At 73.6% G+C, this 24,012-nt stretch carries 26 protein-coding genes; 8 read left to right on the top strand and 18 right to left on the bottom strand.

What is annotated here, in order from left to right; translation table 11 throughout:
- Positions 1–9: 9 nt before the first annotated feature.
- A complete protein-coding gene (locus tag ACWIYF_RS10595; protein WP_448628089.1) occupies positions 10–597 on the bottom strand; it encodes a hypothetical protein in 588 nt (195 codons plus the stop codon).
- 38 nt (positions 598–635) lie between these two features.
- Positions 636–1,103, bottom strand: coding sequence for a PPOX class F420-dependent oxidoreductase (locus tag ACWIYF_RS10590; protein WP_448628088.1), 468 nt, complete (start codon positions 1,101–1,103; stop codon positions 636–638).
- Between the two features lie 75 nt (positions 1,104–1,178).
- Between ACWIYF_RS10590 and ACWIYF_RS10585 the strand changes: the two genes are divergently transcribed.
- Positions 1,179–2,477: an AI-2E family transporter gene (locus ACWIYF_RS10585; protein WP_448628087.1), complete on the top strand. Its 1,299-nt coding sequence runs from the start codon at positions 1,179–1,181 to the stop codon at positions 2,475–2,477.
- Between the two features lie 94 nt (positions 2,478–2,571).
- Positions 2,572–3,525, top strand: a complete 954-nt coding sequence (locus ACWIYF_RS10580; RefSeq protein WP_448628086.1) for a proteasome assembly chaperone family protein — start codon at positions 2,572–2,574, stop codon at positions 3,523–3,525.
- Here ACWIYF_RS10580 and ACWIYF_RS10575 read toward each other — a convergent pair whose 3' ends face one another.
- The 8 genes from ACWIYF_RS10575 to ACWIYF_RS10540 form a co-directional block, all read right to left on the bottom strand.
- The gene (locus tag ACWIYF_RS10575; protein ID WP_448628085.1) at positions 3,526–4,113 is read right to left on the bottom strand and encodes a carboxymuconolactone decarboxylase family protein; all 588 of its coding nucleotides are present in this window, start codon (positions 4,111–4,113) and stop codon (positions 3,526–3,528) included. It abuts the gene before it with no gap.
- Between the two features lie 77 nt (positions 4,114–4,190).
- A complete protein-coding gene (locus ACWIYF_RS10570; protein ID WP_448628084.1) occupies positions 4,191–5,852 on the bottom strand; it encodes a catalase in 1,662 nt (553 codons plus the stop codon).
- Complete coding sequence (locus tag ACWIYF_RS10565; RefSeq protein WP_448628083.1) at positions 5,849–6,295, bottom strand: Fur family transcriptional regulator; 447 nt, start codon at positions 6,293–6,295, stop codon at positions 5,849–5,851. Before ACWIYF_RS10565 ends, ACWIYF_RS10570 begins: the two co-directional genes overlap by 4 nt.
- 84 nt (positions 6,296–6,379) lie before the next feature.
- Entirely contained in the window at positions 6,380–7,261 is an 882-nt protein-coding gene (gene purU, locus ACWIYF_RS10560) for a formyltetrahydrofolate deformylase (protein WP_448628082.1), read from the bottom strand.
- A gap of 13 nt (positions 7,262–7,274) precedes the next feature.
- The gene (gene ligD / locus ACWIYF_RS10555; protein ID WP_448628081.1) at positions 7,275–8,198 is read right to left on the bottom strand and encodes a non-homologous end-joining DNA ligase; all 924 of its coding nucleotides are present in this window, start codon (positions 8,196–8,198) and stop codon (positions 7,275–7,277) included.
- Positions 8,199–8,217: 19 nt separating this feature from the next.
- Positions 8,218–9,696, bottom strand: coding sequence for a non-homologous end-joining DNA ligase (ligD, locus tag ACWIYF_RS10550; protein ID WP_448628080.1), 1,479 nt, complete (start codon positions 9,694–9,696; stop codon positions 8,218–8,220).
- A 1-nt stretch (position 9,697) separates the two neighbouring features.
- Entirely contained in the window at positions 9,698–10,648 is a 951-nt protein-coding gene (gene ku, locus ACWIYF_RS10545; RefSeq protein ID WP_448628079.1) for a non-homologous end joining protein Ku, read from the bottom strand.
- A 234-nt stretch (positions 10,649–10,882) separates the two neighbouring features.
- Positions 10,883–11,446, bottom strand: coding sequence for a DUF1360 domain-containing protein (locus ACWIYF_RS10540; protein WP_448628078.1), 564 nt, complete (start codon positions 11,444–11,446; stop codon positions 10,883–10,885).
- Between the two features lie 111 nt (positions 11,447–11,557).
- On the opposite strand from ACWIYF_RS10540, the gene ACWIYF_RS10535 reads away from it, so the two are divergent.
- Positions 11,558–11,968 carry a hypothetical protein gene (locus ACWIYF_RS10535; protein WP_448628077.1) on the top strand — a complete coding sequence of 137 codons (411 nt, stop codon included), beginning with the start codon at positions 11,558–11,560 and terminating at the stop codon, positions 11,966–11,968.
- A 257-nt stretch (positions 11,969–12,225) separates the two neighbouring features.
- On the top strand, positions 12,226–12,624 hold the full coding sequence (locus ACWIYF_RS10530; protein WP_448628076.1) for an STAS domain-containing protein: 399 nt from the start codon (positions 12,226–12,228) through the stop codon (positions 12,622–12,624).
- 48 nt (positions 12,625–12,672) lie between these two features.
- On the opposite strand, the gene ACWIYF_RS10525 is transcribed toward ACWIYF_RS10530, so the two are convergent.
- On the bottom strand, positions 12,673–13,698 hold the full coding sequence (locus ACWIYF_RS10525; protein ID WP_448628075.1) for a DNA topoisomerase IB: 1,026 nt from the start codon (positions 13,696–13,698) through the stop codon (positions 12,673–12,675).
- Between the two features lie 58 nt (positions 13,699–13,756).
- Positions 13,757–15,532, bottom strand: a complete 1,776-nt coding sequence (locus ACWIYF_RS10520) for a SpoIIE family protein phosphatase (protein WP_448628074.1) — start codon at positions 15,530–15,532, stop codon at positions 13,757–13,759.
- Between the two features lie 360 nt (positions 15,533–15,892).
- Here ACWIYF_RS10520 and ACWIYF_RS10515 point away from each other — a divergent pair, with 360 nt between their 5' ends.
- Together ACWIYF_RS10515 and ACWIYF_RS10510 are read left to right on the top strand one after the other, a co-directional pair.
- Positions 15,893–16,348, top strand: a complete 456-nt coding sequence (locus ACWIYF_RS10515) for an ATP-binding protein (RefSeq protein WP_448628073.1) — start codon at positions 15,893–15,895, stop codon at positions 16,346–16,348.
- Between the two features lie 47 nt (positions 16,349–16,395).
- Entirely contained in the window at positions 16,396–17,319 is a 924-nt protein-coding gene (locus ACWIYF_RS10510) for an RNA polymerase sigma factor SigF (protein WP_448628072.1), read from the top strand.
- Positions 17,320–17,371: 52 nt separating this feature from the next.
- On the opposite strand, the gene ACWIYF_RS10505 is transcribed toward ACWIYF_RS10510, so the two are convergent.
- Both ACWIYF_RS10505 and ACWIYF_RS10500 read right to left on the bottom strand, forming a co-directional pair.
- Positions 17,372–18,574 (bottom strand): SPFH domain-containing protein, encoded by a 1,203-nt coding sequence (locus tag ACWIYF_RS10505; RefSeq protein WP_448628071.1) that lies wholly within the window; start codon positions 18,572–18,574, stop codon positions 17,372–17,374.
- Positions 18,575–18,651: 77 nt separating this feature from the next.
- Positions 18,652–19,089, bottom strand: a complete 438-nt coding sequence (locus ACWIYF_RS10500; protein WP_448628070.1) for an NfeD family protein — start codon at positions 19,087–19,089, stop codon at positions 18,652–18,654.
- A gap of 55 nt (positions 19,090–19,144) precedes the next feature.
- Between ACWIYF_RS10500 and ACWIYF_RS10495 the strand changes: the two genes are divergently transcribed.
- Positions 19,145–19,882: a hypothetical protein gene (locus ACWIYF_RS10495; protein ID WP_448628069.1), complete on the top strand. Its 738-nt coding sequence runs from the start codon at positions 19,145–19,147 to the stop codon at positions 19,880–19,882.
- Positions 19,883–19,906: 24 nt separating this feature from the next.
- Here the strand turns inward: ACWIYF_RS10495 and ACWIYF_RS10490 are convergent, their stop codons facing one another.
- The 4 genes from ACWIYF_RS10490 to ACWIYF_RS10475 all read right to left on the bottom strand — a co-directional run bounded on the left by ACWIYF_RS10490 (position 19,907) and on the right by ACWIYF_RS10475 (position 22,877).
- Positions 19,907–21,025, bottom strand: coding sequence for a ferrochelatase (locus ACWIYF_RS10490; protein WP_448628068.1), 1,119 nt, complete (start codon positions 21,023–21,025; stop codon positions 19,907–19,909).
- Complete coding sequence (gene fabI, locus ACWIYF_RS10485) at positions 21,009–21,779, bottom strand: enoyl-ACP reductase FabI (RefSeq protein WP_448628067.1); 771 nt, start codon at positions 21,777–21,779, stop codon at positions 21,009–21,011. Before fabI ends, ACWIYF_RS10490 begins: the two co-directional genes overlap by 17 nt.
- A gap of 2 nt (positions 21,780–21,781) precedes the next feature.
- Entirely contained in the window at positions 21,782–22,486 is a 705-nt protein-coding gene (gene fabG / locus ACWIYF_RS10480; protein WP_448628066.1) for a 3-oxoacyl-ACP reductase FabG, read from the bottom strand.
- A gap of 190 nt (positions 22,487–22,676) precedes the next feature.
- The gene (locus ACWIYF_RS10475; RefSeq protein ID WP_448628065.1) at positions 22,677–22,877 is read right to left on the bottom strand and encodes a hypothetical protein; all 201 of its coding nucleotides are present in this window, start codon (positions 22,875–22,877) and stop codon (positions 22,677–22,679) included.
- Between the two features lie 262 nt (positions 22,878–23,139).
- Here ACWIYF_RS10475 and ACWIYF_RS10470 point away from each other — a divergent pair, with 262 nt between their 5' ends.
- Positions 23,140–24,012 carry an alpha/beta fold hydrolase gene (locus tag ACWIYF_RS10470; RefSeq protein WP_448628064.1) on the top strand — a complete coding sequence of 291 codons (873 nt, stop codon included), beginning with the start codon at positions 23,140–23,142 and terminating at the stop codon, positions 24,010–24,012.

Genomic DNA, 24,012 nt, shown 5'->3' with positions numbered 1-24,012 from the left:
CCCTCCCCCTCATCCCGCCGCCCGCGCGAGCAGGCGGGCCGCCGTCGGCCGCAGCTCGCGCTCCAGCTCCCACATGCCCGCCGCCAGCCGCTGGCCCACGGCCTGCCGCGAGATGCCGAGCGCGGTCGCCGCGTCGGCCTGGGTGCGCCCCTCCTCCACCAGGGCGATCGCCTGCCACGCCTGCTCGCTGCGCCGGTCCACCAGCGCCGCGAGCGCGCTCAGCACCGCCTGGGCGTCGGCCGCCTCCGGGGGCACGGCGCCGCGCACGGCCAGCCGGAACGGCCGCTGCTTGGCGGCGTCCACCGCCCGCCGGGCGGCCAGGAACGCCGGCCCCGAGCCCGCCCGCGTGCTGTCCGGCAGCGGCGTCTGCACCTGACCGGCGCCCACCCCGATGCTCCAGCCGCCCAGCCGCACCAGCCGCAGCACGGCCTCGACGACGTCCGCCGGTTCGGCGAGCAGGCCCTGGAACTCGTCGCCGGCGGTCCGCTCGAAGGGCAGCAGCACGGGCACCACGCCCTCCAGCCGGCGCAGCGCATCCGCGACCCGGTCCGGACCGCGGCGGCTCGCCCGCTGGTCGACGGTCAGCACGTACGGCACCCCGCAAGCCTGACAGCTTTCTTCATGCGGAGCAAGGATCAGAGCTTGTCGATGACCTCGGCGGGGAAGCCGCCGGTCGCGATCGGGCCCCACCCGGTGATGCCGATCCGCAGCAGCGACTTGCCCTGGCGGACCATGGCCGCCCGGTACTCGTCCCAGTCGGGATGCTCGCCGCTGATCACCCGGAAGTACTCGACCAGCGGCTCCAGCGCGTCGGGCAGGTCGAGCACCTCCGCCTCGCCGTCGAGCTGCACCCACGGGCCGTCCCAGTCGTCGGAGAGGACGCACAGCGACACCGCAGGGTCGCGCCGGACGTTGGCGACCTTGGCCCGCTGCGGATAGGTGGAGATCACGACGCGGCCGGCGCCGTCGACCCCGAAGGTCACCGGGGACAGCTGCGGGCCCCCGCTGCCGCGCCGGGTGACCAGGACGGCGCGGTGGCGGGGACGGAGGAACTCGAGCAGGGTCTCGCGGTCGACGCGGTCGGCGGTCGCGGTCTTGGGCATGTGCCGCACGCTACGACGCCGGGGGGACAGCTCACCGTCCGGTGGGTGGGCCGCATCTGTGTTGTGATCATGCCCATGAGGCTTCCTCGACCCGGCTCCCGGACGGAGCCGGACGACGCCGCGACGGACGCCGAGCAGCCGCCCGCGACGGCGGACCGGATGCCCGACGCCGGCGCGGGCAGCACCCGGCCGACCGTCGCGCCGGCACCCGCGCCGGGTCGCGGCGAGCGGGTGCGGTCGGCGACCCGCACCCTGGCGATCGCGTGCGCGCAGCTGCTGCTGATCGTGGCCGGGGTCATCGTCATCGGCTACGTGCTGGGCAAGCTGTGGGTGGTCCTGCTGCCCGTCGTCCTCGGGCTGCTGTTCACCACGGTGCTGTGGCCGCCCACCCGCTTCCTGCGCCGGCACGGCTGGCCACCCGCGTTGGCCGCCAGCGTGGTGCTGGTGGGCTTCCTCGCCCTCTTCGGCGGGCTGATCGCGGTCATCGCGCCGCAGGTGGCCGACCAGGCCGGCGAGCTCGCCGACCAGACGGTCCAGGCGCTCGAGGACGTGCAGCAGTGGCTGCAGGGGCCGCCGTTCAACATCGGCGAGGACCAGATCGGCAACGCGATCGACACCGTCATCGGCCGGCTGCAGGAGAACGCGACCAGCATCGCCGGCTACGCCCTCACCACCGCCTCCGCCATCGGCAACGGATTGATCAACCTGGTGCTGGCCCTGGTGCTGAGCTTCTTCTTCCTCAAGGACGGCCCGCGCTGGACGCCGTGGCTCGCCGCGCAGACCGGCCCGCGCGCCGCTCCGCACGTCGCGGCGCTGTCCCAGCAGGCGTGGTCGACGTTGTCGGAGTTCATCAAGCAGCAGGCGCTGGTCGGCTTCGTCGACGCCTTCTTCATCGGCGTCGGCCTGCTCGTGCTGGGGGTGCCCCTGGTGATCCCGCTTTCGGTGATCACCTTCCTCGGCGCGTTCATCCCGATCATCGGTGCGTTCGTCGCGGGGGCGTTCGCCGTCCTCATCGCGCTGGTCAGCGAGGGACCCACCGATGCCCTGATCGTGCTGATCATCGTGCTGGTCGTGCAGCAGATCGAGGGCAACGTCCTGCAGCCGATCATCCAGGGCCGCGGGTTCAACCTGCACGCGGCCGTGGTGATCCTGGCGGTGACCGCGGGCAGCAGCCTGGCCGGCATCATCGGCGCCTTCCTCTCCGTGCCGATCGCGGCGCTGATCGCCGTCGTCTACCGGTACGTGCGCGATCAACTGGACCGCCGAGAACCCGAGGTGGCCGAGGACGGCACGGTCGCCCGGGTCGCGGGGGACGAGACCGGCACCCGGCTGGTCGCCGAACCCGCCGGCACCCCGGACGACGACCGCCTCTGACCCCCGCGGGGGACGATGGGAATGCGCCGTCCCCCGCGTCGGCTGAACCGACCGGCACCGGTGACAACGGAGCCGTCGAGCAGGAGGTGGGACCGTGGCACAGCGACCGGAGGAGCTCGTCGAGCTACTCCCCGAGGCGGAGCCGTTCCTCGCCCGGGAGGCGGCCGTGCGCGCGCCCGAGGAGCGCCGCGGCCTGGTGCTCGTGCACGACCTCGCCGGCGACTTCGACGCGGCCCACGCCGCCGCCCTCGCCGGGGCGCACCTGCTGGCCGGCCTCCCGCACCGGCGGATCGCCCGGTTCGACGTCGACAGCCTGGTCGACTACCGCGCGCACCGCCCGCGGGTCACGTTCCAGAGCGACCACTACGAGTCCTTCACCGCGCCGGAGATCGACCTGTACGCGATGGAGGACGACGCCGGCGAGCCGTTCCTCCTGCTGCACGGGCCGGAGCCGGACTTCGCGTGGCAGCGCTTCGCCACCGCCGTCCTCGACCTGGTCGAGCGGCTGGGCGTCACCTCGGCGGTGGCGCTGCAGGCGATCCCCATGCCGGTGCCGCACACCCGGCCGGTCACCGTCACCGCGCACGCCAGCCGCCGGGAGCTGATCGCGTCGTATCCCGTCTACTGGGGCGAGATGCGCATCCCGGCCCACATCTCGGCGCTGCTGGAGCTGCGCCTGGGCGAGGCCGGCGTCGACGCCTTAGGGGTGGCCGCGCACGTGCCGCACTACCTCGCGCAGACCACCTTCCCGGCCGCCTCGCTGACCCTGCTCGAGCATCTCCAGACGCTGACCGGCCTGCACCTGCCGGTGGAGTCGCTGCGCGAGGCCGCCGAGACCAACCGCACCGAGATCGACGAGCAGATCGCCCGGTCCCCCGAGAACACGGCCGTCGTCGCCGCGCTGGAGCAGCAGTTCGACGCCTTCCAGGCCGCACGCGAGGACAACGGCCTGCTCGGCACGTCCGGTGACCTGCCCAGCGGCGAGGAGCTGGCCAGCGAGTTCGAGCGCTTCCTCGCCGACCAGGACCGCAAGCGGCCGCGCGACTGATCAGCCGGCGGCGATCGGCCGGCCCACCGTCAGGGCGTCGCGCATCCCCGGCTCGAGCGACCGGAAGGCCGGATCCGGCTCCGTGCCGGTGGCGTCGAGCACGGTGCTGAAGAAGCACCGCGCCGCGGCGGCGAGGACGACGCCGAGGATCTCGGCGTCGTCCCACCCGAGGCCGCGCAGCTCGGCGAGGTCGTCCTCGGACATGTCCGCGGCCCCGGCGGCGACCGCGTCGGCCAGCCGCACCACCGCCCGCTCCACCGGGTCGAGCTCCGCCGCGGCGGGGTTCCCTGTCAGCGCGGGCAGCGTCGCCGCGGCGTCGAGCTGCTCGGCGAGCACCTTCCCGTGCGCCAGCGAGCAGTAGCTCGACCGCAGCCGCAGCGCGGCCGCCAGCGTGGCCAGCTCGTAGCGGCGCGGGTCCATCGACGCCTTGATCGCGGTGTTGAGGCCGCGCCACGCCTCGTAGACCGCCGGCCGGTGCGCGAACACCTTCGTGTAGTTGGCGACGTAGCCGAGGGTGGCGCGGTCACGGTCGTAGGCCGCCGAGACCGGTCCGCCGTCGTCCTCGCCCGGCGTCGAGATCCAGCTCATGCCGCCGAACCGTAGGACCAGCGGGCCGCGACCGGGAAGCCCGGTCGCGGCCCGCCGTCAGGGTGCAGGTGCTGCGGTCAGCCCGCGACGACCACGCGCTCGTTCGGGACGCAGTGCGTCATCTGGTGACCGCTGACGTCGCGCCGACCGTTCTTGCCGAGGTTGGCGGCGCGCTGCTGCTCCTCCTCGGAGAGGGTCTGCGACTGCAGCGGGGCCAGGCCGCGGACGTCGTCCGCAGTGATGCCCAGGCCGTCGCCGACCCGCTGGCCCAGCTCGTCCTCGCACATGAGGAAGTGCCAGACCATGCGCTCCTGGATCTCGCGGTTGCACTGCTGCAGCGCGGCCACCAGGTTGGCGACGAGCTCGTCCTTCTCCCACTGCTCCGACAGCAGGTAGCGCTCGCCGGCCTGCGCGTAGTCGTTGGTCCGCGGGATCCGCTTGCGGGTGAGCCGGCCGGTGATGACCGGGCCCTGCTCGTCGTGGGTCGGGTACTCCGCCTCCCGCAGGCCGCCGAGGATCGACGGCTCGTAGTTCACGTGCGGGTTCGTGCCCACGTCGTCGCGGCCGTAGGACATCTGGCCGCCCTGCTGGTTGGTGCGGACCGAGGCCTTCGGCCGGTTCACCGGCAGCTGCAGGTAGTTCGGGCCCACCCGGTAGCGCTGGGTGTCCGAGTAGCTGAACGTGCGGCCGACCAGCATCTTGTCGTCGGAGAAGTCCAGGCCGTCGACCAGCACGCCGGTGCCGAACGCGATCTGCTCGTTCTCGGCGAAGAAGTCCTCCGGCATCCGGTTCAGGGTCATCGTGCCGACCTTGCGGAGCGGGAAGACCTCCTCCGGCCACACCTTGGTGTCGTCGAGCGGGTCGAAGTCCAGCTCGGGGTGCTCGTCGTCGCTCATGAGCTGCACGTAGAGGTCCCACGACGGGTGGTCCCCGGCCGCGATCGAGTCGTAGAGGTCCTTGGTGTGCGAACCGGTCGACCGCGCCTGGACGGCGGAGGCGTCGGCGGACGTGTAGGACTTCACGCCCTGCTTCGGCAGCCAGTGGTACTTGACGAGGACGGTCTCACCCTGGGCGTTGACCCACTTGTAGGTGTTCACGCCGAAGCCCTGCATGTGCCGGTACGAGGCCGGGATGCCACGCGGGCTGAAGACCAGCGTGATCATGTGCATGGCCTCGGGGGTCTGGCTGAAGAAGTCGAACGCGCGCTCGGCGACGTTGGCCTCGAAGGTGACCGGATCGGGCTTCTGCGAGTGGATGAAGTCGGGGAACTTGATCGCGTCGCGGATGAAGAAGACGCCCAGGTTGTTGCCGACGAGGTCCCAGTTGCCATCCTCTGTGTAGAACTTCACCGCGAAGCCGCGCGGGTCGCGCGCCATCTCCGAGGAGTCCCGGCCGCCGGCGACGGTCGAGAACCGCAGCGCCACGTCGGTCCGCTTGCCCTTCTCCTGGAAGAGCTTGGCGCGGGTGTACTTCGCGATCGGCTCGTCGCCGACGGTGCCGTCGGCCTCGAAGTACCCGTAGGCGGTCACGCCGCGGGCGTGCACGACCCGCTCGGGGATGCGCTCCCGGTCGAAGTGGCTGATCTTCTCGAGGAACTGGTAGTTCTCCAGGGTCGCGGGCCCACGGGCGCCGACGGTCCGCTGGTTCTGGTTGTCGTAGATGGGATGACCCTGACGGTTGGTCAGGATCGGGCGGTCGGCCTCGCTGGGCGCCGGTCCCTGCGATGCGACGTCGGTCATGCTTCTCCTCTTCCCGATGTGTGCTTCTTCTCGTTCCGACACCGCGGGCACAGACCCCAGAACACGACCTCGGCCTCGTCCACGACGAAGCCGGCCGTGTCCGACGGCGTCAGACAGGGCGCGCCACCCACCGCGCAGTCGACGTCGGCGACGAGCCCGCACCCCCGGCAGACCAGGTGGTGGTGGTTGTCGCCGACCCGCAGCTCGAACAGCGCCGGCGCGCCGGCGGGCTCGATGCGGCGGGCCAGGCCCCCGTCGACGAGGGCCTTCAGCACGCCGTAGACCGCCTGAGGAGACAGGGACGGGTGCGCGTCCCGTGCGGCTGTGACGACGGTGTCGGCGTCGGCGTGCGGATGGGTCGCCAGGACCTCCAGCACCGCGAGCCGGGGCCGGGTCACCCGCAGCCCGGCGGCGCGCAGCTGGTGCGTCCACGGCGTGTCCATCGCCGTCCACCCAACCAGCTTTTCTTGAACGAGTCAAAACAACGCGGCCAGCCGGGCTTTCGGTACAGGAAGCCTCGGTGGGCGCTACGCAAAGACGATCGTGCGGTGCCCCTCGACGATCACCCGGTCCTCGACGTGCCAGGTGACCGCCTGGGCCAGCACCTGCCGCTCGACGTAGCGGCCCACCCGGCGCATGTCCTCGACGGTCGCGCGGTGGTCGACCCGGGCGACCTCCTGCTCGATGATCGGGCCGGCGTCGAGCTCCGGGGTGACGTAGTGGGCGGTCGCGCCGATGAGCTTCACGCCGCGGTCGTGCGCGGCCTGGTACGGGTTCGCCCCGACGAACGCCGGCAGGAAGCTGTGGTGGATGTTGATCAGCCGCTCGGGGAAGCGGCTGCAGAAGTCCTCGGACACGATCTGCATGTACCGGGCGAGGACGACGAGGTCGACGTCCCCGATCAGCTCCAGGGCCCGCGCCTCCGCCTCGGCCTTCCCGTGGGGCGGAACCGGCACGTGGTGGAACGGGATGCCGGCGGCCTTCGCGACCGGCTCGAGGTCCGGGTGGTTGGAGACGACCGCGGTGATGTCGGCGCGCAGGTCGCCGGCGCGCACGCGGTAGATCAGCTCCTGCAGCACGTGGTCGGTCCGGCTGACGAACACCGCGACCGTGGGCCGGTGCACGGCCTCGCTGAGCCGCCAGGTCATCTGCCACTGGCGGGCGAGCAGGCTCAGCGCGCCCTCGAGGTGCTGCCGGTGGGTGGCGAGGCCGGGCAGGACGAACTCCAGCCGCAGCGTGAACGTGCCGCCGGTCGGGTCCGAGGAGTGCTGCTGCGACTCGATGATGTTCGCCCCGACGTCGGCCAGCAGCCGGGAGAGGACGGCGACGATCCCCGGGCGGTCGGGGCAGCGGACGACGAGGCGTCCCACGTCGCGGAACCGGCCCTCGGGCTGAACGGGTGCTGACACGCGGGGCATGGTCTCAAACGGCAGGCAGCCCGGCCCGCTGCCGGTCGGCGACGTCGAACAGGTCGCCGTACTCCTCGACCCGCTCCAGCACCTCCTCGGTGCGGAAGCGCAGCGAGCCCGGCTCGGCGTCGCCCTGCAGGACGGCGTCCACCTCGTCCCACCCGATCGGCGCGGACACCGTGGCGTCGGGCCGGGCCCGCAGCGAGTAGGGCGCCACGGTCGTCTTCGCGGGGTTGTTCTGGCTCCAGTCGACCAGCACCTTGCCCGGCCGCAGCACCTTCTCCATCCGCCAGACGACGTGCTCCGGCGTCTCCGCGGACAGCTCCTGGGCCAGGTGCTTGGCGTAGCGGCTGGGGTGCTCGCGGTCGCTCACCCGGATCGGGGCGTAGACCTGCATGCCCTTGGAGCCCGACGTCTTCACCACCGGGTCCAGCCCGTCGGCCACGAGCCGCTCGCGCAGCCGCTCCGCGACCTCGCAGCACTCGAAGATGCCGGCGTTCGGGCCGGGGTCGAGGTCGAGCACGAGCAGGTCGGGCAGGGCCGGCTGCCGCTTGCTGCCGATCTGCCACTGCGGCACGTGCAGTTCCAGCGCCGCGAGGTTGGCCGCCCACGCCAGGTCGGCGACCGTCTCGAGCAGCACCATGTCGAGCATCTCCCGGCCCTTGGAGCTGCCGGGGCTGGGGACGGTCACCCGCCGCACCCAGTCCGGCGCGTGGCGGGCGCTGTTCTTCTCGAAGAACGCCTGGCCCTCGACGCCGTCGGGCCACCGGGTGAAGGTCACCGGGCGGCCCGAGAGGTGCGGCAGCAGCACCGGCGCGATGCGCACGTAGTAGTCGATCACCTGGGCCTTGGTGAACGAGATGTCCGGGAAGAGGACCTTGTCCAGGTTCGAGACGGTCAGCTGACGGCCGTCGACCCGCACCCGCTGGCGGTTCACGAGGTGATCATGCCCAGGATCACCACTCGACGACCACGTCGTCCGGATCCAGGTCGTCGCGGATCCCCCGCCACGACGGGTGGCGCAGCCGGCCGTCCGCCGTCCACACCCCGTAGGCGACCTCGCCGACCAGGGTGGGCTCCACCCAGTGCGCGTCGCGCGTGACGTCCCGCGGCAGCGGGCCGTCGAACGGCGAGCTCCGCCGCCGGGTCAGCAGCCCCTCCAGCTCGCGCAGGTCGGCGTCGGTGAAGCCGGTGCCGACGTGGCCGGCGTACACGAGCCTGCCCTCGTCGTCGTGGACGCCGAACAGCAGCGAGCCGATCCCGCCGGCCCGCCGGCCCTTGCCGGGCCGCCACCCGCCGACGACGACCGACTGGGTCCGGAAGTTCTTGACCTTGAGCCACTCCGGCCCGCGCACGCCGGGGCGGTAGGGGGAGTCCAGCCGCTTGGCGACGACGCCCTCCAGCCCGCTCTCCAGGCTGGCCGCGGCGATGCTCGCCCCGCCGCCGGCGAACCACGGCGTGGCACCCCAGCGGTGCCCGCTCGGGGCGAGCGCGTCCAGCCGTGCCCGCCGCTCGCGGTAGGGCAGGTCGAGGAGGTCCTCGCCGTCCTCGGCGAGCAGGTCGAACACCAGGTAGGTCACCGGCTTGTCGGCGGCCATCTTCGGCACCTCGGGGCCGGTGCGGTGCATGCGGTTCTGCAGCGCCCCGAAGTCGGGGCGCCCCTGCTCGTCGAGGGCCACGACCTCGCCGTCGACGACCACGTCGTGCCCGGCCAGGCTCTCCGGCAGCCTGCCGAGCTCGGGGTAGCGGACGGTGATGTCGTCGCCCTTGCGCGACCGCAGAGCCAGCCGCCCGCCGGAGACGTAGGCGACCGCGCGGACGCCGTCCCACTTGAACTCGTAGCCCCACCGGTCGTCCTCGGCGGCCGGGGGCAGCTCGCCAGGGGTGGCGAGCATCGGCGTGAAGCCCTCCCGGGTCACCCGCGCCGGCAGCCGCTCGGTGGAGGGGTCGAGCCGCTTGAGGTTCCAGGTGCCGTCGGCGAGCGGGAAGAGGACGTAGCGGCCGGTGAGCCGGCGGCCGCTGAAGTGCACGATGACGTGCCGGTCGTCCCACTTCTCGGTCTCGTACCTGCCGGCGTCCCAGATGGCGACCTGCCCGCCGCCGTACTCGCCGGCCGCGATCGCGCCCTCGAACGACGCGTACTCCAGCGGGTGGTCCTCGGTGGGGACGGCGAGCCGGTTGACCCCGGGCTCGAGCGGCGGCCCCTTGGGCACCGCCCAGCTCTTCAGGACGCCGTCGCGTTCCAGCCGCAGGTCCCAGTGCACCCGCTCGCCCCGGCCGCGGGGCGTGTGGTGCTCCTGGACGACGAACGTGTCGTCGTCCCCCGCGGGCAGCGGCTGCCCCTCCGCCGGCACCGGCTCGGCGGTGCGGGCCGGGTCCCGCTTGGCGCGGTACTCGGCGAGCGGATCGGCGGCCGCGGTGCGGCGGGCGGGCACGTCAGGCGCTGCGGCGGGCGCGCTTGGCCGGCTTGTCGGCGGCCGCCGTCTTCTTGGCGGTCGTCTTCTTCGCGGCCGTGCTGCGCGCGGCGGTCTTCTTCGCCGGCGCCGCCTTCTTGGCCGGCGCGGCCTTCTTCGCCGCGGTCGCGCGCGGGGCCGGCTTCTCCTCCGCGTCGCCGCCGCCGCGCGCCCGCTCGACGCTGGCCCGCAGCGCGCTCATCAGGTCGACGACCGCCGCGCCGGTGTCGGCGACCTCCGGGACCGGCTGCACCTCCCCGCCGCTGGTCTTGGCCTCGAGCAGGGCCTCCATGGCGGCGCGGTAGTCGTCGGTGAACTCGCCCGGGTCGAAGGCACCCGACATCGAGGAGATCAGCGCCTCGGCCATCTGCAGTTCCTGCGGCCGCACCGAGATGTCCTCGTCGAGGAAGCCGAAGTCGGGCGTGCGGATCTCGTCCGGCCAGCGCATGGTGTGCAGCACCAGGACGCCGTCGCGCACCCGCAGCGCGGCCAGCGACTCCCGCTGCCGCAGGGCGATCTTGGTGATCGCGACCTGGCCGGCGTTCTCCAGCGCGTCGCGCAGCAGCACGTAGGGCCGCGTCGCGGGGCCGTCGGGCTCCAGGTAGTAGGTCTTCTCGAAGTGGATCGGGTCGATCTGCTCCTGGTCGACGAACTGCAGGACGTCGATCTCCCGCCGCGTCGAGAGCGGCAGCTCGTCGAAGTCCTCGTCGGTGAGGATCACCAGCTGGCCGTCGGGCAGCTCGTAGCCCTTGCCGATGTCGGAGTACTCGACCTCGTCCCCGTCGATCGAGCAGACGCGCTTGTACTTGATCCGCCCGCCGTCGGTCACGTGCACCTGGTGGAACCGGATGTCCTTGTCCTCGGTGGCGGAGTACAGCTTCACGCCGATGCTGACCAGGCCGAACGACACCGCCCCGCGCCAGATCGATCGCATGCCGCCCCTTCCCCAAAACGCACTCCGCGACCCAGCCCGGGAGACCAGCCGAAGGTCAAGATCCGCAGGATAGGGGCGGGCGGGTGCCCGCGGCAGGTCGACCGGCCGCCGGTCTCCCCCGGACGAGGGACACGCCCTCGGGGGAAGAGGTCACCGGGTGGTGATCCTGGGCATGGACCGCCCTGCCCTGCGCGGACCGGACGGAGGCCCCCATCGTCCTCCTCGCGGCGCCTTTCAGGAGGCCTCGCCGTCCCCGTGCAGCGCGCCGTTCTGGATGGCGTCGTACACGAACTGCAGGACGTCGGAGCCTGCGACGGTCGTCATCGTCAGCGCCGCGAGCCGGGTCGCCCGCGGCGCGGTCGCGTAGCCGAAGACGAACGCCGTCCCCACCCACTGGGCCAGGCAGAAGGGGCAGGTGAGCAGCTCCCCCACCGCGTGCTTCACACCGCCGTGCTCGCGCACCTCCTCCGCGACCTCGGCGTGCCCGGACGGACCCTGGAACGCGGTGAACGGCGCGCGGATCGGGCTGGTCACGGGGTCCTTGGCCAGCCGACGCGCGAGCCGGAAGGTGGCGACGGTGAGCAGCACGGCGTCGCCGAGGGGGATGCGGGTGGGGAGTTCCCGGCCCGAGGCCCGGATCGCGGCCGCGCCCGCGGCGACCAGCCCCGCGTAGACGCCCATCGCGCCGAGGTCCCCCTCGAGGGGGCGCTCGGCACCCCGTGCGTACTCGCGCTTCTGGGTCCGGGCCCAGCGACGAACTGGATCACCCAACCGCTGCACCTCCTCGCCGATCGCCATGGGGGGCCGCTACCCGCGCGATCGGCCGGGCATGCCACGAGCCGGCGTCCGCATGAGAGCCGGACCGGCGGGTAGGCGGAGGGCGAACCGTGCAAAGGAGGCACTTCCGCGATGAGCGAGCCCGAGGGCCAGACCGCCCGCGACATCTTCCCCGAGGACAACGGGATCCCCGACATCTCGCAGGACGACTCACCGACGATCTACGAGAACGAGGACCCGGAGTTCGCCCCGGAGCCCGGCGAGCGCCCGACGGCCACCGTCGACTTCGGCACGACCGCCTTCGAGCAGTCGGAGGGCGAGTCCCTCACCGGCCGGCTGGCCCGGGAGATCCCGGACGACGCCGCCGACGTCCGCCCGTCGGAGAGCCCCGACCGGGCGATGGCGCAGTACGAGCAGGACACGAGCACCACGCCGGACACCGACTCCGGCACCAACCGCACCGCCGACGACGTCGAGGCGACCGCCGACCGGCCGGTCGGCGGCGAGAGCGCCGAGGAGCGTGCGGTCCACCTCACCGACTAGAGCCGGCGCGACCCCTCCCCGCCCCGGGGGTCCTCCCCTGGAGGGACGCCCGGGGCGGGTTGGCGTGGGAAGATCTGGTTGTCTACGTTTGGGTTTGCGGTTGAAGAAGCAGCCGTCTCGTGCCGGAGCGCCACGTTCCGGCAGGTAACACGTTCGATCAGGCCTGTTCCGGGGCGCCGACGTCCCCGGAACGGGCAGCGGTAGATTGACCGTGCGGCACCGCCGCCGGGTTCTGCCGCTGAGAGGAGCTGCTGTCCGTGACGACTTCCGACCTGCCCGCCGAGGGTCAGCGCGACGTGCCGGCCGAGGGCACGGAGGCGCCCTTCGACGACGTCATCACGCTCTCGACCTCCACCGGTGAGGACGGCGCGGTCACGGTGACCGTCGTCGGCGAGGTGGACACCTTCACCGCCCCCGTGCTGCGCTCCTCCCTGGACAGCCAGCTGGAGCAGCAGCCGCGCGAGCTGGTGATCGATCTCTCGGGCGTGCAGTTCCTCGGCTCGGCAGGCCTGGCCGTCCTGGTGGAGACGCAGAAGGCCGCCCGCTCCCGCGACGTGGGCCTGCGGCTGATCGCGACCACCCGCGCGGTGACCCGCCCGCTCGAGGTCACCGGCCTGATCGACCTGTTCACCATCGCGGACAGCGCCACCAGCTGAACCATCGACGAGGGGCCCCGCCGGTTCCGGCGGGGCCCCTCGTCGTGTTCAGGCGCTGGTGAGCATCCGGCAGACCGCCTGCTCCAGCACCCGCTGCTGGGTCCGGTCGTCCGGTGCGTGCTGCGCCTCCTCGAGCGCCTCGGCGATCGTCTCGCCGGACTCGAACCGGTCGACCACCCGCGGGTCGACGTAGGAGGCCTTGCAGACCGCGGGCGTGTTGCCCAGCGAGTCCGAGACCCGCTCGTAGGCAGCCTTCACCACCCGCTTGCGCGCGGTCTTCGACGGCGGCGTCGGGGTCTCGGCGAGGGCCGCGGCCATGAGCACCGTGGCGTTCCAGGTGCGGAAGTCCTTCGCGGTGATCTCGGCGTCGCTGACCTCCTTGAGATAGGCGTTGATCTCGGTGCTGGTCACGTCGTGCCACACCGGGTCACCCCCCGCGGGATCGTCCAGCCAGTAGCCGAGCAGGTCCTCCCCCGTGTCCTCGGGCCGCTTCAGCAGCTCCCGGACGACGTCGGCCGTCGGCTTGTCCTTGAGCTCGAGCTCCCAGTCCTTGCCGCCCTTGGCAGGAAACGCGAAGAACACCTTCTCCCCGCGCACCCGGACGTGGTCCCGGCGCAGCGTCGCCAGGCCGAAGGTGCCGTTGTCCTCGGCGTACTGCTCGCTGCCCACCCGGAACGCACCCAGGTCGAGCAGCCGGACCGCGGCCGCCAGCACCCGGTCCCGGGTCAGGCCGCTCCCGGTGATCGCGTCCACCACGGCGTCGCGGACGTCGGGCAGCTGGTGGGCGATCTCCAGCACCCGCTCGTGCTTCTCCGCGTCGCGGCGCGCGCGCCACTCGTCGTGGTAGCGGTACTGCCGCCTGCCCGCCGCGTCGACGCCGGTGGCCTGGATGTGCCCGTTGGGCCAGGGGCAGATCCACACGTCCCGCCAGGCGGGCGGGATGGCGAGGGACCGGACCCGGTCCAGCCGGTCGTCCTTGATCAGCGAGCCGTCGATGTCGAAGTAGGCGAAGCCCTTGCCCGCACGGCGACGCCGCCAGCCGGGGCCGTTCACGTCGCTGCGCCGCAGTCTCACCCGCAAGGGATGCGCACCGGGGCCGTTCCCCAAACCGCCGGCGTACTGCTGTCCTCCGTCAGTGCAGGTCGACGAGCCCCTCCAGGCCGCTGATCTCGAGGATGTGCCGGGTGATCCCGCCCTCCGGGGAGTGCACGGCCAGCCGCCAGTGCTCGTCGCGGGCGATGCGGGCGATCGCCAGCACCACCCGGACCCCGGCGCTGGTGAACAGGCCCACGCCGGTGAGGTCGAGCTCGACGGGCGCGGTCCCCCCGGCGCTCGCCTCGAGCAGCCGGATGCGCATCAGCTCGGCGCTGACCTGGTCGACGGCGCCCTCCACCCGGACCACGGGGCGGGCACCGTTGCGGTCGACGGTCACGCTCGCGGCGGCGTCGGCCACCGCGCGCTCGACGTCGAGCTCCGGGGTGCGGCGCAGCCGGATGCTGAGCGTCACCGTCGTCCCGTGCTGCTCCTCCTGGAGCACGACCCGGTCCACCATCTGCCGCATGATCAGCAGCCCGCGGCCGCGGTCACCCGGATCCCGGTCGGGCGGCCGCCAGGTGCCCTCGTCCCGGACGCTGACCGTGAGCACGCCGTCGACGTCGACGCCCGCGCGCAGGTACATCCGGCCGGGCTCCTGGCCGCGGTAGGCGTGCTCGACGGCGTTGGCGCACGCCTCCCCGACGGCGACCATCACGCCGACCCGGTCCTGCTCGCCCATGCCCAGGTCGGCCAGCCAGCCGCCCAGCCGGCGCCGCACCCCGGGAAGGGACGCCGGCACCGCGGGCAGGTCGAGGTGCACCGGCTCCGGGGACGTCGCGCGCCGGTGGGCCACCAGGACGGCGACGTCGTCCGGCCAGCCCTGGGGCGTCCGCACCCCCTCGGCGACGGCGGCGGCGAGCTCGGCGGAGGCGCCCGCATCCAGCGCCTCGCTCGTGGTCAGGACCTCGGTCGCCACCTGCGCCAGCCGGGAGAGCCCGTCGCCCGGCTGCGCCGCCCCGACCACCGCCCCGTCGGAGAACAGGACCAGCGTGGCGCCCTGCTCGAGCTGGTGCTCCGAGACGTGGGTGACCGCGTCGGGCACGCTGCCCAGCGGCGGCCGGTGGACCACGGGCAGGAAGCAGCTGCGCCCGTCCCTGCCGACGACCAGCGGCGCGGGATGGCCTGCGGCGGCATAGCTGAGCCGTCCCGTCGCGGCGTCCAGCACGCCGTAGAAGACCGATGCCCCCTCGACGTCGTCCATCTGGCCGGCGAAGGCGTCCAGCGCCCGGATCACCGCGGCCGGCGAGGGGTCCAGCAGCGCGCACGAGCGCAGGGCGCCGCGCAGCCGGCTCATGGCGCCGGCGGCGGGCACGCCGTGCCCCACCGCGTCACCGACCACCAGGGCCAGCCGGCCGCGGCCCAGCGGGACGGCGTCGTACCAGTCACCGCCGGCCGCGCGCACCGAGCTGGCGCGGTGGTAGCTGCCGGACAGCCACAGATCCGGCAGGAGCGGCAGCGAGGGCGGCAGCAGGGTGTGCTGCACCTTCTCGACGACGTCGGCCTCCGGGCTGGGCCAGGGCTGCTCGCCACCGGCGTCCTGCGGCTCGACGATCAGCAGGACGCCCGTCCCGCCGGCGGTCGGCAGGGGGCGGACGACGGCGCTGGCGACCGGGCCGCCGTCCCCGACCGGACCGTGCACGCTCTCCGGCCGGCCGGTGCGCAGCGCGCTCGCCACCAGGTCGGCCACCCGGTGCCCACCGACGACCGGCAGCTCGCCGGGCCGGCTGCCGAGCGCCCGGGCGCGCGCGTTGGCCCACACCGGCTCGCCGCCGGCGCCGGCGATGAACCAGATGCCGGCGGGTGCCGACTCCATCGCCTGGACCAGGACGGCCGTCCCTGCATCCCCGGGTGGGGTCGGCGGCGGCGCGCTCCCCGGACTGGCACTCATTTGCGGCCAGACAACAACACCGGGCAGGGGTCGGCAACCGCGCCCGAGGCAACCTCCACCGTGCTCAGCACCACGTTTGCCGGCGACGGCAGCACGGGTATGGCATCCCCTCGGGCGCGAGCCCGGTTCGCTGCCCGCGCGCGCCCGACCGGGTGCGCCCGGCGATCCGGCAGGATGGGTGGTCGAGCCGCGGGCTGGCACCCGTGCGACCACCGACGACAGGCGACGAAAGGGCGGACACGGATGGCGGACTCGAGGGGTGCCCTCGCGCAGGACGGACGGCGCGTGGAACGGCTGGAGCTGCGGGTGCCCACGACGCCGACCCAGCTGCCGGCCGTGCGGGCGATGGCCGGTGACCTGGCCATGCGGATGGACTACGACCTCGACTCCGTCGAGGACCTCCGCCTCGCCGTCGACGAGGCGTGCGCCACGCTGGTGCTGGTGGCCGCGGGCGACGAGCCGCTGACCGTGGTGTTCGAGACCAGCCGTGCCGGGCTGCACATCGACGCGTGGGTGCCCACCGCCGAGGGCGCGGACGTGCCGCGCGACGGCTTCGGCTGGGCGGTGCTGCAGACCCTGGTCGACAACGTGTCGGGCCGGCCGGCCACCCAGGCCGAGGTCCCGGCCGGCAACGGCACCGCCGAACCGGTCGCGGTGATCTCCATGGACAAGTACCTGCCCGGCCAGCGGCCCCCCGAGGTCGTGAGCGGGGCCGGACAGAACCTCTCGGTACCGCGGTGACACGGGTAGCTCCCGGCGACGAGGACACCCTCCCGAAGGGGCTGTCCGTGATCCCCCGAGCGGCGGAGGACGACATTCCTGCACACGAGCAGCCGGTCGAGGTTCCCGACGAGGAGGCCACGCGGGCCACCCGGTCGAACCGGGCATCGGACGACGATCCGGACACCGGGACGGAGACGCCGGCGGAGGCCGACAGCACGCCGGTGTCGGACAACCGACGGCGGGCCGAGCGCACCGCGCCGCTGTTCGCCGAGCTGGCGACGCTGGCGAAGGACGACCCGCGCCGGGAGCGGCTGCGGGAGATCCTGGTCGAGGAGCACCTGCCGCTGGTCCGGCACTTCGCGCGGCGGTTCAGCAACCGCGGCGAGCCGTTCGACGACCTGCTGCAGGTCGGCACGCTCGGCCTGATCGCGGCGATCGACCGGTTCGACCCGACCCGCGGGGTGGAGTTCCTCTCCTTCGCCGTCCCGACCATCACCGGGGAGATCAAGCGGCACTTCCGCGACCAGGGCTGGTCGGTGCGGGTGCCGCGGCGGCTGCAGGAGCTGCACCTGTCGCTCAACGCGGCGGTCGGCGAGCTGGCGCAGAAGAACGGCCGGGCGCCGACGCCGAGCGAGCTGGCCGAGCACCTGGGCATCCCGCGGGCCGAGGTCCTGGAGGGCCTCGCCGTCGCCAACGCCTACCGGTCGAGCTCGCTCGACGAGCGGCTCTCCGGCGAGGACGACTCCCCCACCCTCGCCGCGACGCTGGGCGAGGAGGACGCCGCGCTGGAGGGCGTGGAGTACCGCGAGTCGCTGCAGCCGCTGCTGGCGACGATCCCCGCCCGCGAGCGCCGCATCCTCATCCTGCGGTTCTTCGGGAACATGACGCAGTCGCAGATCGCCGCCGACATCGGCATCTCGCAGATGCACGTCTCGCGGCTGCTGTCGCAGACCCTCGCCAAGCTCCGCGAGGGACTGCTCAAGGACTGAGCCTTGCCCTCGGCGCCGAAAGCCGGCCGGCTTTCGGCGCCGAGGGCGCCGGTCACGCGCTCGGCTGGCCGGGCGCGGGCGGAGCGGGGGGCAGAGCCGCCGCCACGTCGTCCTCCCGCGCTTCCTCGGTCACCTGCGCCAGGGACGGCGGGGCCGGCATCTGCAGCCCCTGGTCGGCGATGCTGTGCAGCTCGATCTTCGCCTCCGGCTGCGCGGCCGCGGGCGGCAGCTGGGACTCGAACCAGCCGCTGGTGTCGATCCGGTCGCCGGCGGGGCCGCCGCCGTTGCCGGACGCCGGGACGTCGAGGAAGGACTTCTCGCTGTCCGCGCCGCCGAGGCGGGCCAGCCCCTCCAGCGCCTTGCTGAACTCGCTGGGGACGATCCACATCTTGTTGGCGTCGCCCTGGGCGATCTGCGGCAGCGTCTGCAGGTACTGGTAGGCCAGCAGCCCCTGGTCGGGCTTGCCCTCGTGGATGGCCTGGAACACCGTCTCGATCGACTTCGCCTGGCCCTGCGCCTGCAGGAACAGGGCGGCGCGCTCACCCTCGGCGCGCAGGATCCGGCTCTGCCGCTCGGCCTCCGCCTCGAGGATCGCGGCCTGCTTCTTGCCCTCGGCGGAGAGGATCGCCGCGGCCTTCTGGCCCTCGGCGGTGGTGATCGCCGACTGCCGCGCGCCCTCGGCGGTGAGGATGATGGCCCGCTTGTCGCGGTCGGCGCGCAGCTGCTTCTCCATCGAGTCGCGGATCGACGCCGGCGGCTCGATCGCCTTGATCTCGACGCGGGCCACGCGTAGACCCCACGGGCCGGTGGTGCCGTCGAGCACCTCGCGCAGCTGGCTGTTGATGCTCTCGCGGCCGGTGAGCGCGCCCTCGAGGTTCAGCCCACCGACCACGTTGCGCAGGGTCGTCGTCGTCAGCTGCTCCATGCCGGTGATGTAGTTCGCGATGCCGTACACCGCCAGCCGCGGGTCGGTCACCTGGAAGTAGACGACGGTGTCGATGCCGACCTGCAGGTTGTCGGCGGTGATCACCGGCTGCGGCGGGAAGGAGATGACCTGCTCGCGGAGGTCGATGGTGGCGCGGATCCGGTCGACGAAGGGCACGAGCAGGTTCAGGCCCGGCGACAGCGTGCGGCTGTAGCGGCCGAGGCGCTCGACGACCTTCGCCTGCGCCTGCGGGACGATGGTGATGCTCTTGGCCACCACGATGATCACCAGCAGGGCGACCACCAGCAGGGCGATGAGGGCGGGCTCCACGGCGGATCCCCTTTCTCTGCGGTCACCTGCGATCCTGCCCCGCCGCGTCCGCCGTGGTCACGATCCGTGCGCGCGAGTCACTCCAACGCGTCGCCGACGAGGGCGGTGGCGCCCTCGACCTTGAGGATCCGCACCGTCTGCCCGATGGCGAACGCGTCGCCGTCGAACTGGCTGCGGGCGCTCCACTCGTCGGCGCCCAGCTTGATCCGCCCGCTGTGCCGGTCGACCGCCTGCGTCACCCGCGCGGTCTTCCCGATCAGGGTGTCCACGCCGTCGAGCTGCAGCGGCGTGCTCTGCTCCAGGTGGCGCTTCGCGATCGGCCGGACGACGGCGAGCAGCGCCAGGGACACCGCCACGAAAGCGACCAGCTGGAACACCACGGCCCCGCCGACCAGCGCCACGACCATGCCGCCGAGCGCGCCGCCGGCGAACATCAGCAGCACGAGGTCGAGGCTGACCAGCTCGCCGGCCGCGAACAGGCCGGACGCGATCAGCCAGAGCACCCACGGGTCCACGCCCGGAGTTTCTCACCGGAATGGTCTCGTGGGGGTCACGACGTAGCCTCGGCGCGTGCACGACTTCCCCGCCGGCCGGTTCGCGGTCTGGGCGACCGCCTGGCTCTCCGGCCGTGCCTCCTACGACGAGGCCCTCGACGCCCTGCTCGGCGACACCGCGCACCGGGTCGCCGGCCTGCCCGGCACCGACGAGGCGGTGCCGCTCGGCTGGGCGCTGACCGCGCTGCGCGGCCTGGGCGAGCGCCGCTTCCGGCTGGTGCTGCCGGTGCCCGGCGACGTCCGCGGGCTGCCGCGGGTCCCCGGGCTGGCCGCGCTGGCGCTGGAGTCCGGTCAGGCGGCGGTGGGCGAGCGGCTCGCGCTGGTGCCCGAGGCGCTCGGCCCGGAGGCGGTCGCGTGGACGGCGTTCCCCCTGGACGGCGCCTCGCCGGTGCCGCCGGCGGCCGAGGGCTCCCTGCGGTCGGTGTCCGGGGCGCTGGACCTCGCCGTCGGCGACGCCGCGCGCACCCTCGCCGAGCTCGACCTCGCCCGCTGGCACCCGGAGGTGCCGGCGCTGCTCGCCGGGCTGGCGAAGGGCACGAAGGCGCCGGGGCTCCCGGGCGACCACGACCCGCTCGCGCTCTCGGTGCTGGGCCGGGCGCAGCGGCTGGCCGCGGTGCTCGACCTGGCGCTGACCGACGCACCGGGCGGTGCGGTCAACCACGCCCAGGCCGCCGCCCGCGACGACGCGCTGCGCCCGCTCGCCCAGGCCGTCCGCGAGGCGGTCACGGCCAGCTTCAACGCCGTCCCCCGTTAGCGGGCTTTCTGTACCGAAAGCCCGCTAACGGCGGCTCGGGCGGGCGACGAAGCAGCACGCTGCGGGGCAGTTCGTGCCCAGGCGGGGTGCGGTGCCGGCGCGGCGCTCCTCGACCAGTTCCCGCACGGTGGCGACGAACGCGGGATGGGTGCCCGCCGTCGCCGCCCGGGCGAAGGCCAGCCCCAGGTCCGTCGCGGTCTGCCGCGCCTCGTTGTCGAGGTCCCAGATCACCTCGAGGTGGTCGCTGACGAACCCGACCGGGAAGAGGACGACGGCCTTCTCCCCCGCCCCGGCCAGCGCCTTCAGGTGGTCGTTGACGTCGGGCTCCAGCCACGGCACCGACGGCGGGCCGCTGCGGCTCTGCCACACCAGGTCGAATCCCCGCCCCGGGGCCACCGCGTCGACCACGGCCTGCGCGGTCGCCCGCAGCTCGTCCTCGTAGGCGTGCCCCCGCGGCCCGGCGACGGCGGCCATCGCGTTCGGGATGCTGTGGGCGGTGGCGACCAGCCGGGCGGTGTCCCGGTGCTCGAGGGGCAGCGAGGCGAGCGCCGCGGCCAGGGCGTCGGCGTTGGCGCGGACGAAGCCGGGCCGGTCGAAGTAGTGCGGCAGCTTCTCCGCCGTCGGGCCCCCGCCGGTCGCCGCGCGGGCGCGGGCGATGTCCTCGTGGTACTGCCGGCAACCCGACGCCGAGGCGTAGGCCGAGGTGGCGAACACGTAGACGTGCTCGATGCCGTCGTCGGTCACCTGCCGCCAGGTGTCCTCGACGTAGGGCGCCCAGTTGCGGTTGCCCCAGTACACGGGCAGGTCGACGCCGTGGGCCGCGAGGTCGGCCTCGACCGCGGCGATCAGCGCCTTGTTCTGCTCGTTGATCGGGCTGACCCCGCCGAAGTGGTGGTAGTGCTCGGCGACCGCCTCGAGCCGCTCGCGCGGGATGCCGCGGCCGCGGGTGACGTTCTCCAGGAACGGCATGACGTCGTCGTGGCCCTCGGGGCCGCCGAAGGAGAGCACGAGCAGCGCCTCCCGCCGTCCGGGCGGGGCGGGCTCGGCGGAGGGCGGCGTCCCCCCGTTGTTGCGGACGGCGAGCGACGGCTCCTCGTCCGGTCGCTGGCCGGGGTGGATCTCGACGTCAGACGCCGACGGCATGGAACCCGCCGTCGACGTGCACGATCTCCCCGGTGGTCGCCGGGAACCAGTCCGACAGCAGCGCGACGACGGCCTTGCCGGCCGGCTCGGTGTCGGTGACCGACCAGCCCAGCGGCGCGCGCGTCTCCCACGCGTCCTCGAACTGCTTGCTGCCGGGGATCGACTTCATCGCCATGCTGCGCAGCGGGCCCGCGGCGACCAGGTTGACCCGCACGCCCTCCGGCCCGAGCTCGCGGGCGAGGTAGCGCGAGGTCGACTCCAGCGCCGCCTTGGCCGCGCCCATCCAGCCGTAGACCGGCCAGGCGACGCTCGCGTCGAAGGTGAGCCCCACGACCGAGGCCGACGAACCGAACAGCGGCCGGCAGGCCTGGGTCAGCGAGGCCATCGACCAGGTCGACACCTGGAACGCCGTCGCGGCGTGCTCCCACGCGACCTCGGTGAAGCCGTCGCCCATGGCCTCCTGCGGCGCGAAGCCGATCGAATGGACGACGCCGTCGAGGGTGTCGCCGACGTGCTCGCGCAGCCGGTCGGCCAGGGTGGCCAGGTGCTCGGTGTTGGTGACGTCGAGCTCCACGACCGGCGCCTCCTGCGGCAGCCGCTTGGCGATCCGCTGGCACAGCGACAGGGCCCGGCCGAAGTTGGACAGGACGACGGTGGCGCCCTGCTCCTGCGCGAGGCGCGCCGTCGCGAAGGCGATCGATGCCTCGGTCAGCACCCCCGTGACGAGGACCTTCTTGCCCTCGAGGATCCCCATGCTCAATGCCCCATCCCCAGTCCGCCGTCGACCGGGACGACCGCCCCGGTGATGTAGGCCGCCGCGTCGCTCGCCAGGAAGCGGACGACGCCGGCGATCTCGTCCGCGTCGGCGTACCGGCCGAGCGGGACCTGCCCCAGGATCTCCTTCTGCCGCGCCTCCGGCAGCTCCGCGGTCATGTCGGTGGCCACGAAGCCCGGCGCCACCACGTTCGCCGTGATGCTGCGGCTGCCCAGCTCGCGGGCGATCGAGCGGGCCAGCCCCACCAGGCCGGCCTTGCTCGCGGCGTAGTTGGTCTGCCCGGCCGACCCGAGCAGCCCGACCACCGAGGAGATGAAGACCATCCGCCCCCAGCGGTTGCGGACCATCCGCGTCGCGGCACGCTTGGCCACCCGGTACGCGGCGGTCAGGTTCGCGTCGAGGACGTCGGCGAAGTCGTCCTCCTTCATGCGCATCAGCAGCCCGTCGCGGGTGATGCCGGCGTTGCTGATCAGCACCTCGACCGGGCCCTGGTGCTCCTCGACCTCGGTGAACGCCCGGTCGACGTCCTCGGCGCTGGTGACGTCGCACCGGACGCCGAACAGCCCCTCCGGCGCGCCGCTGCCGCGGTGGGTCACCGCAACCGAGTCGCCGTTCTCGGCGAACGAGCGGGCGATGGCCAGCCCGATCCCGCGGTTGCCACCGGTCACCAGCACCGACCTGCCCACGTGCCACTCCCCTGCGCCGGACGACCCGTCAGCAGCCGAACCTAGTGGGTGGTCACAGGTCACACCTGCCCGAGACAGGCGACGGCCCTCGCACGCGAACCGCGAAGCTCTCGGGCGAGGGCCGCTCGACCGGCGCGCCGGTCACCGATCAGCGATCGGCCCGGAACGCGTCAGATGATCAGGCGCGGTGCTACTTGCAGCCTGGTTCGTCGACGGTCTGACCGGGCGGGTGGCACTTCGCGCCCGGGTCATGCGGACCCTTCTGGCTGTTGCCCGGGCCGAAGTCCGGGTCCGCGAGCGCCGGGCCGGCACCGCCGACGATGAGGCCGCACGCGATCAGGGTCGCCGCGAGCGACTTCTTCATCACCGGGTGCTTCTCGAGATGGGACATGACGTCCTCCCCCATGGAACCGGCCGGCCGCGCCCCGTGCGCGGCTCTGGCCGGCGCACAGGGTGAGGGCACTCCCCGGGACGGTCAACACCTGCCTGCCCGCGGCCGGGACCTCCGACCTCTGCGGAACCGTCCCGTCCGCGCGTGTCCGCGCCGATGGTCGCCACCCGTGCATCGACGGTCAGGGCGGGTCGCCACCGGACGCCGGATCGGCCTGGCGTCGGCGGCGGACGACCCGGGCCTCGGCGGCTACGGTCCGCCCGTGCTGCGTTCGTCCCCGATCGACGGCTTCTCGCTCGCCTACGACCGCGCGGGCGCGGGCCCGCCGGTGGTGCTCCTGCACGGCTGGCCCGGCGGGCGCACCGACTACCGCGCGCTCGTGCCGCTGCTCGTCGACGCGGCGGACGTCGTCGTCCCCGACCTGCGCGGATTCGGCGACTCCGACCGGCTCCCGGCCGAACCGAGCGAGGCCTACTCGGCCGTGGCGCAGGCGCGCACCGTCGTCGGCCTGCTCGACGAGCTGGGCCTCGACCGCGTCGTCCTCGTCGGCTACGACATCGGCAGCCGGACGGCGCAGGCGGTGGCCCGCGACCGGCCCGAGCGCGTGCGGGCCCTGGTGGTCACGCCGCCGGTCCCCGGTGTCGGCCGGCGGGTGCTCACGCCCGAGGCGCAGCGCGAGTTCTGGTACCAGCCCTTCCACCGGCTGCCACTGGCCGAGCATCTGCTCGACGGCCGCCGGGACGCCCTGCGCGTCTACCTCCGCCACTTCTGGGACCACTGGTCCGGGCCGGCGTTCGCGCTCGCCGACGAGGACCTCGACCGGCTGGTCGACCGCTACGCCGCGCCCGGCGCGTTCACGGCGTCGATCGGCTGGTACCGCGCCGGCTCCGGAACCGTGGCCACGGCCCTCGCCGAGCGGCCGCCGGAGCCCGCCGACCGCATCCGCCCGCCGACGCGGGTCCTGTGGCCGGAGTACGACCCGCTGTTCCCGCCGGCGTGGGGCGACCGGCTCGGCGAGTTCTTCGCCGACGTGGCGGTCACGCCGCTGCCCGGCATCGGGCACTTCGCGCCGCTGGAGGCGCCGGAGGCCCTCGCCACAGCCGTCCGGGCGGTGCTCGCCGCCGCGACGGAGTGA

This window comes from Geodermatophilus sp. URMC 64, from assembly GCF_053502555.1.
This window is presented reverse-complemented; position numbering and strand designations above follow the sequence as displayed.

Excerpts from the sequence above, each read along its gene's own strand:
- ACWIYF_RS10590 (WP_448628088.1), bottom strand. The coding sequence starts at position 1,103 with ATGCCCAAGACCGCGACCGCCGACCGCGTCGACCGCGAGACCCTGCTC.
- ACWIYF_RS10585 (WP_448628087.1), top strand. The coding sequence starts at position 1,179 with ATGAGGCTTCCTCGACCCGGCTCCCGGACGGAGCCGGACGACGCCGCG.
- ACWIYF_RS10575 (WP_448628085.1), bottom strand. The coding sequence starts at position 4,113 with ATGAGCTGGATCTCGACGCCGGGCGAGGACGACGGCGGACCGGTCTCG.
- ACWIYF_RS10570 (WP_448628084.1), bottom strand. The coding sequence starts at position 5,852 with ATGACCGACGTCGCATCGCAGGGACCGGCGCCCAGCGAGGCCGACCGC.
- ACWIYF_RS10565 (WP_448628083.1), bottom strand. The coding sequence starts at position 6,295 with ATGGACACGCCGTGGACGCACCAGCTGCGCGCCGCCGGGCTGCGGGTG.
- ku (WP_448628079.1), bottom strand. The coding sequence starts at position 10,648 with ATGCGATCGATCTGGCGCGGGGCGGTGTCGTTCGGCCTGGTCAGCATC.
- ACWIYF_RS10540 (WP_448628078.1), bottom strand. The coding sequence starts at position 11,446 with ATGGCGATCGGCGAGGAGGTGCAGCGGTTGGGTGATCCAGTTCGTCGC.
- ACWIYF_RS10535 (WP_448628077.1), top strand. The coding sequence starts at position 11,558 with ATGAGCGAGCCCGAGGGCCAGACCGCCCGCGACATCTTCCCCGAGGAC.
- ACWIYF_RS10520 (WP_448628074.1), bottom strand. The coding sequence starts at position 15,532 with ATGGAGTCGGCACCCGCCGGCATCTGGTTCATCGCCGGCGCCGGCGGC.
- ACWIYF_RS10490 (WP_448628068.1), bottom strand. The coding sequence starts at position 21,025 with ATGCCGTCGGCGTCTGACGTCGAGATCCACCCCGGCCAGCGACCGGAC.
- fabI (WP_448628067.1), bottom strand. The coding sequence starts at position 21,779 with ATGGGGATCCTCGAGGGCAAGAAGGTCCTCGTCACGGGGGTGCTGACC.
- ACWIYF_RS10475 (WP_448628065.1), bottom strand. The coding sequence starts at position 22,877 with ATGTCCCATCTCGAGAAGCACCCGGTGATGAAGAAGTCGCTCGCGGCG.